General features: G+C 63.9%; 1 protein-coding gene. It reads right to left on the bottom strand.

What is annotated here, in order from left to right; all coding sequences use genetic code 11:
• Window positions 1–2,049: PKD domain-containing protein (locus tag PLN84_RS04565; RefSeq protein ID WP_348531935.1), on the bottom strand; the 2,049-nt coding region annotated here is incomplete at its 3' end.
• Between the last annotated feature and the right edge of the window lie 281 nt (window positions 2,050–2,330).

Below are 2,330 nucleotides of genomic sequence, written 5' to 3'. Positions count from 1 at the left end.
CAGGAGCCCGATCGCAAGGAACGGGAGCCAGACAGCCGGGGGCGACTGTTGCACCGCGGCAGGTGCGCTTGCGTTCCCGGCCGGGGCCGCAGCAGCCGCGGAACCCGCGGTGCCGATCGTGATATCGACAACCGCCCACGCATCGTCCGGATTCACACCCCCTCCTTTGACCTCCATCCTCCCCGAGCTAAAGGTGAAGAAGTCCCCGTAGCAGAAGAGCACCCTGTCTCCGTCCGCGACCGGCCGCCGGTTGAAGGCGTCGGTCGAAGGCCTGCCGTAGTCGTCGAGCAGCTCGCCGTTATGAAAGCAGACCCAGGTCTTCCCGGCCGATTTCTCGAGCAGGAACTCGTTCACCCCGTCGAGGAAGAGAAGCTTGCTCTCCAGGTACTTCTTGTCCCCGATCACGTAGGTGAACCCCCGCATCTTCGCCGCGGCGTCCAGCACACCCATCAGGGTGCACTTATCCGGGGTGTAGGTCTTCCCGGACGGCGCCGTGACCGAGAACATCCCCCTTTCGAGGGGCACATTCCCGCGGAAGATGATCGCCTTCCCGTTCTCGGTTGCCGCGATGAACTGGGGTTTTGTCACGTTGCCGGTGCCGAGATCGTTCGTTGCCGTGAGCGCGACCGTATAGACCCCGGGCGACGCATAGACGTGGGCCGGGTTCTGCTCGTTCGACGTGTTGCCATCCCCGAAATCCCAGGCCCACGCCGTCGGCGACTTCAGCGACGTATCGGTGAACGCAACCGCAAACGGCGCCTCACCGGACATCGCATCGACCGCAAACGACACGATCGGCGGCGCGGGCACCGGCACCTCCGCGGTGACGTCGCGGGTGGCGGTCGTCGACCCCTTCGAGTTCTCCACCGCGAGTTTCACCGTGTAGGTCCCCGGAACCTCGTAGATGTGGACCGGGTCCGGTTCGGTCGAGACCGTCCCGTCGCCGAACTCCCACACCCACGCCGTCGGCTTTCCCGAGGAGGCGTCGGTAAACCCGGCGGCAAACGGCGCCTCACCGGACGTCGCGTTTACGGTAAAATCAGCGGCCGGGATCACCGCTTCTCGGACGGTGATGTAACCGGTCTTCGTCTCGCTCGCGGACCCGGCGATATTTTTGACCGCAAGCCTGACCGTGTAGGTGCCGGGCTTTGTGTAGACGTGCTCCGGATTTTTCTCGGTCGAGGTAACTCCGTCGCCGAAGTCCCAGGCCCAGACGCCCGGGTGGGCGGTGGAGGTATCGTTGAACTTGACGGCGAGCGGTATCCGGTCGGCCGTCGCGTTCGCCTCAAAGCCGGCGACGGGAGCCGGAGGCGGCTGGTTCGTGTAGATGCCTATCTCGCTGACCCACTTCCCCGAAGCCCCGACCGCCGACGGGTACTGCGCCCCGTAGTTCCAGTACTCCTCGGCCCAGCACTCCTTCATGTCGGTGTTCCCGAAGACGTGCCAGCCCCAGGAGTTCGTGGAGTTGTCGGCAAAGAAGATCATGCGCATACCCGACGTATAACAGGTATCCGGGTACCCGACCCCCTGCCTGTCGCCGGGCGCCTCGTCCCCGTTGAACCAGGTGATCACCATAGGGCCCTGTCGCGGGTCGGGATGGTAGTAGTACTCGTAGGGGAAGGTCTTCCTCCACCCGTCCCGGCACTTAACCGCAATCATGTCCCCGGGCTTCGCTCCCCCGATAAGGCCGCAGAGGTCGGTGACCGCAGTCCCCATCACGGCTCCGAGATCCCCTTTCTGAAGGATGCTTCCCAGCACGTCCTCGGCCGAATCCCAGGGGTCATACTCCCCGTCAGGATGGGCATTGTTCCAGTGCTCCTCGAGCACCGGCCCCTGGTGGTAGTAGTGAGTCCGCCCGTCGCCGTAGACGGGGAGATTCTCCTGCATCCAGAGATAGTCGACGGTCGTCTCGTCGAGGACGGTCCGGTTGTCGCTCGCGTACCTCACGATACGCAGCTCGGTGGTCCCCGCCTCCGCCGTCACCGATACCGGCAGCAGCGCGACCGCCAGTATCAGGATTACCAGGAACAGATTCGCCGTTCGTGTCATGAAATCATCCCAGGCTCCCTTCGGGCGCCTGGAGGGCGCTCGCCGGCCCGTAAATCATTCCAGTTTACTTTTTATCAAAATAAATAACTTTCCATTTACCTCCGGAGTAGATCAACCATCGGAGAAGTCGATCCGAACGATCGAATGCCGGTTCTGCGGCGGCCGGGGATCGCGCCTGCTGAAGAATACCGCCGGAGGACAGGGCCGTGCGGCGCCGCGAGCGCATACGCCTCTGCACCCGTTTCCGGACGCAACCTGCCCCCATGCGCGTGGAAACGCCG

The organism is Methanoculleus sp. (genome assembly GCF_035363275.1).
Lineage (GTDB): Archaea > Halobacteriota > Methanomicrobia > Methanomicrobiales > Methanoculleaceae > Methanoculleus.
The sequence above is the reverse complement of the archived record's forward strand: the minus strand, read 5'-3'. Positions and strand labels throughout refer to the sequence as shown.